The following is a 4,985-nucleotide window of genomic DNA, read 5'->3' on the forward strand; positions in this document are numbered from 1 at the left end:
CTTGAATATGTGGCATTGCAGCTCAAGCCCGGCCGCAACGTATTGGAACTGTCGGGCACCGATCCGTTTGGCATTGCCCGTGGCCGTGCCGAGCTTGTGGTCGTCGCCCCTGGCGATCCGGTCAAGATCGAGATGATCGCGCCCAAGCAAGCTCCGGCCAGTGTAGGCACGTCTGTACCCGTGGTGGTCCGTATTCTGGATGCCGCCGGTCTGCCTGTTGAGGCATCATCAATGATGACACTGAAAGCCCGCAACGCGGTCTGGGGAGTGACGGACATTCGCCCCGAACAGCCCGGCGTGCAGGTCTATATCGACAATGGTGAAGCGACCTTCGATCTGATGGCGCCACAGATTTCCGGCCCCGACACCCTGAGCGCGATCAGCGCCATGGGCAAGGCCGAAGCCTTGATAACCTGGATGCCCGATCTGGACGAACGCATTCTCGTCGGTGTGATCGAAGGCGCTGTCGCACTGAATGGCAGCAACGACCTGCTGAACCATGACCAGTTGAGCCCGTTCGAGGACACCGCCCATGGTCTGCGCGGAGAGCTGTACCTTAAGGGTCGGATCAAGGGCGACCGTCTGCTAACGTTGCGCTACAGTTCCGACCGAGACACAGAGGACCGGCTGTTCCGCGATATCCGTGCCGATGAATACTATCCGGTCTATGGCGACGATTCCGAACGTGGCTCAGACGCCGCGTCTTCGTCGAACTTGTATGTGAAGATCGAAAAGGGTGCGTCCTATATTCTCTATGGCGATATTGCCATCAAACCGGAATCGGATGCGTTCAAGCTGGGTGGGTATTCCCGCGTGACCACCGGATTCAAGGGCCACTGGGAGAATGAAAGCACCCGCGTCACGGTCTTTGCCGCCCGCACGCGCCAGTCCCAGAAGATCGCAGAGATCGCAGCACGCGGAGTATCCGGCCCCTATGACCTTGCCTTGGAGAATTTCCGCGAAGGCAGCGACCGGGTGGAAATTCTGGTGCGTGACCGTGACACCGGAGAGATCCTGACCACTCTGTCACAGCAGCGTATGACAGATTACCTGCTGGACTATTTCCGCGGGGCGATCATTTTCACCTCACCCGTCCCACAGGCTGACGACGACGGAAACCCGATCAGCATCCGGATCACCTATGAGACGGAGAATGACATGACAGACCGCTATTGGCTTTATGGCGGCGAGGCGGTCTGGACCCTGAACGAAGATACAGAAATCGGTGTGCGCCTGGTTCATGCTGACGCCGAGCGAATGACCCGGGAGCGCGAACGCATTATTGCCGCCTTCCTGCGCACCAAGGTGGCCGAGCGCACCCGCATCGAGGCCGAAATCGCACGTGCCGAAGACGGATTTGGCGATGTTGGTCTGGCAGCCCGAATCCGCTTGGTGCACAAGGGCCGTCGCGGAACCCTGATGGCCGAGGCGGCGCACACCGACGAGGATTTTGCCCCGACCGGATCGTCCGAACAGCCCGGGCGCGACCGTCTGACGGTCGAATACAAGACCCAGCTTGACAAAGATCGTCACCTGAGAGCCCGCGCCGAATATATCCGTGACAGGATTTCTGACAGCGAGATTCTGCGCGGCGAGGTAGAGGTTGAAGAAAGCCGCGACTCGCAAACCCTTTTGCGGTCAGGCCTGCGTCTGGAGCATGACTTCCGAGCCGACCACAATGCCACTCGGCTGTTCGGTTTGCTGGGGGCCACCTGGATTCCGGATCCCGACAAACCGCTGACATACAGTCTGGACATCGTGACACCGGGAACAGGCGGCGCCGACGGCTATATGCGGATGAATCTGCTCTACCAACTTTCGCCCAAACTGCATCTAGACGCGGGCGCAGAGATTGCGCTGGATGGTCACGGGCGCGGACAGCGGGCTACGCATCTGCACTTTGCCATAGACTATACAATGAACAAAACCCTGAGTGGACGCACCGAGATCATCGCCGATGGCGAAGGTCTGGACGACGCCCGGCTGATCCAGGGTTTCCGGGCCGGTTGGAACGTGAGCAAAGGACTGGCACTTAGTTTTGGCCTGGAGCACAGCCACGGGCTGAGTCACGACACCGACTGGCTGAGCAGCGCCACCTTTGGGCTGAACTGGACCTCCGAGGATGAGCGCTGGATTGGCGAGTTGGACAACGAACTGACCTTCGAACCAGACGGAGAGACGTTTTATGCGAATGCCGGGGTCGCCGGACAGATCACGCCTGATCTGAGCTTCCTTGGCCGGGCGCGTTATGCGGTCGACAGACGCGGAGACGGCACGGCGCATGTGCGCAACCGCACTCGGATCGGCGCGGCCTACCGTCCAGCCGATGATCCGCGCCTTGCGGTTCTGGCCTGGTACGAACGGCGGTTCGAAAAGGATGCGAGCGGTCAGCGTGACACCCATATGTGGTCGCTCGCCGCGAATTACGAACCCACAGCCGATCTGGAAATTCGGGGCAAATACGCGGGCCAGAAAGAGACGGTGCGCATCGGTGCCGACATGACATCAGCCAGCCTCGTGCAGATGGTACAGGCCGGCGTCGACTGGGACATCGCCGATGACCAGTTCCGACTGGGTCTGCAAGCCGCGCATATCTGGGACAACGCCGGTTATTCCACCAATGCGGTTGGTGTGGAACTGGGCATGGTCATGGGTGAAGGCGCGATGCTGAGCATTGGCTACAACCACCTGACCGATCGCCCTGCGCAGGGATCGAGCCTGTACGACGATGGACTATATGTCCGACTGCGATTGTTGTTGGACAGCAGCCTCTGGGATCAGCTGGACCGTTGGTTCGACAACTGAGCCCGGCGCGGCGCCTGGATACTCCCCTCGGACCCGGGCGCCCGTTTCCCTTGAAATGTCTCAGAAGATTAACACTGTCAGCCCTGCCCCTGTGCGGGGCTGGTTTGTTTTGTGCCACTGGCCAGCATATCCTGCATCTCAATCTGAAGGCACAGGAAAGAGCATGAAAGCCGTGGTCTTATTGACCGAACCGCAAGAGGCCTTTGCCTGCAAACTGGTTGCGCAAGGATGATATTCGAACCTGAGCGATGAACCAGCAGGGGCTGGAGCTGATGCGCGCGCAGGCAGACGTAGATGCGGCCGAAGTCACTGCGTTGCAGCACTTGATTGCCGAACGCCGTTGCGGTGCTTTCGTGCAAGCCGAAGAGGGCAAGGTGCGGACCCGCGCGATGATCGCAAGGCGCAGCACGGCGCATGGCGTATCGGGTTGAGCGTGCTACGCAGACCGACCAGGATCTGAAAGCAATCTTTAATGTCTTGTTTGAAGCGGCCAGCGATTTTGGAGGACTCGACGACATCGCCGCGGGTCGTGCCGAAACCCGCCTGTTGGAGATCGAGGCGGCGCTTGATAGGGACCGCATCAGGGAACGCTGCGCCCCGAGATCGCCAAAAGCCGCTGCAGCGGCACAAAAGGGCGGGCGATTTTCTACCTTCCTGTAAATGACACGACGCGGTTTCTAGGGTCCTCGCGGTGTTTTATGGTTGGCAGGACCATCGCAGACGGGCGGTGATTAGGCGGCTGTCAGTCCCGTAGTCTGCGCCAGATTCCAATTGTGATCCGCGTTGCAGAAATTGTGCATTCCGTACGGAATAACGCAACAGGCCCGAGGCATGCCATCGCGTGCCCCGGACCTGTTGATCAGAATGCAGGAATGTCAGGGCGCGATGGCCACCTTAAAGCTGACCGACCCTTGTTCGCCCGGCACCAAAGTGCCCAGGCAATCCCAACGCAGTGCTCCTGCATAGCCGGCCGCATTGACGGCAGGCGCAGACAGCGTGCAGGTCAGGCCCTGGCCCAGAAGCAGAGGTGTTGGCACCGGTTCTGCCAGCTCTGTATAGGCGGGGGTCTGGTCGTGGATCACCACATCGGTCGCCAACGCCTGGCTGGGATTGATGACGTGGATACGGTATTCCAGAACATCGCCAACCGAGCCCTGATTTGACTGCCCTTCGGGCGTGGCCTGGGTTTCGTTGCGCACGGTCTTGGTCAGCACCAGGTTGCCCAGTCCGCCTGAGCTGATCAGCCGGTCGGTGTTGGTGTCCGTTTCCACAAAGATGATGCCGCTATAGCTGGTTTGCGCGGTCAGATCGAAAACATAGACCGCGTTCTGACCAAGACCGCTGTTAGCCGTCACCCGCGCAACCAGGCAAATCCGTGTTCCGGCACTGACCGACTGCGCGCCGACAAGCACTGTATCCGGAACACCGTCACAGTCGGGATCCGCAAACAGGGTCCCGGCAAAGGCATCCGCCGGAGTCTGCGTGATATCGGTGATCGTAAAGCTGACGGTGCCGGTGCTGTCGGCAAGGTATTCGTGGCGCAGCGTGACGACCTGACCGGCACCGATTGCAGCTTCCTGAGACTCGCTCAGGGTCGCCTGACGGATCAGGCCGACATCAAGATCAGGATAGTCGGTCGCGGCAGCGGGGGTAAAGGTCAGCTGCCCGTCAGAGGCGTCGGCATTGACCAGCGCGGGCAGCGCCTGCGCGGTTTCGGACACGTTCAGCAGGCCGGTGTCTGCGGTGACACGCAAGGTCACGGCCCCGATGTAGCCCTGCGGCAAGGCATAGCTCCAGAGACCGGATGCGTTGGGTTCTGGTGTGGCCAGCACTGCGCCGGTGTCATCGAGGATTTCGACCAGCGCCTGATTGGTGCCTGTTTCGGTGCCCGACAGCGTGCCGTCATGCGCGGTACCACCACCGGCGCCATTGTCCAGGAAGACACGGCCAGTCAGCACCTGCCCGGAAGGTGCCAGCGTCAGGCTCACGGTCGCTTCGTCGTCATCGGCAATACCGTCGCTAAGGTCGTCGGTGGCCGCACCCACTGTGGGATCACTGTCCGGATCAGTCAGCGAACTGGCGATGACCTCAGCAGTGTTTGTGTGCACTCCGGTGGCCAGCATGGTCGCGCGGACCGTCAGAACCTGAGACGACCCGGGGCTGAGTGTGCCCACTGTCCA

At 60.6% G+C, this 4,985-nt stretch carries 2 protein-coding genes and 2 pseudogenes; 3 read left to right on the forward strand and 1 reads right to left on the reverse strand.

Annotated features, from left to right (window positions below):
• From ACSHXH_RS18965 to ACSHXH_RS18975, 3 genes and pseudogenes are all read left to right on the forward strand, one after another.
• Window positions 1-2,805, forward strand: a pseudogene (locus ACSHXH_RS18965) (hypothetical protein); the annotation flags it as partial.
• Window positions 2,806-3,053: 248 nt separating this feature from the next.
• The gene (locus tag ACSHXH_RS18970; RefSeq protein ID WP_435673366.1) at window positions 3,054-3,236 is read left to right on the forward strand and encodes a hypothetical protein; all 183 of its coding nucleotides are present in this window, start codon (window positions 3,054-3,056) and stop codon (window positions 3,234-3,236) included.
• Window positions 3,220-3,465, forward strand: a complete 246-nt coding sequence (locus ACSHXH_RS18975) for a hypothetical protein (protein WP_435673367.1) — start codon at window positions 3,220-3,222, stop codon at window positions 3,463-3,465. The genes ACSHXH_RS18970 and ACSHXH_RS18975 overlap by 17 nt, the downstream gene beginning before the upstream one ends.
• 215 nt (window positions 3,466-3,680) lie before the next feature.
• Here the strand turns inward: ACSHXH_RS18975 and ACSHXH_RS18980 are convergent.
• Window positions 3,681-4,985: pseudogene (locus tag ACSHXH_RS18980) on the reverse strand (GEVED domain-containing protein); the annotation flags it as partial.

The sequence above is a fragment of the Marivita sp. genome (assembly GCF_051251565.1).
Taxonomy (GTDB): domain Bacteria; phylum Pseudomonadota; class Alphaproteobacteria; order Rhodobacterales; family Rhodobacteraceae; genus Marivita.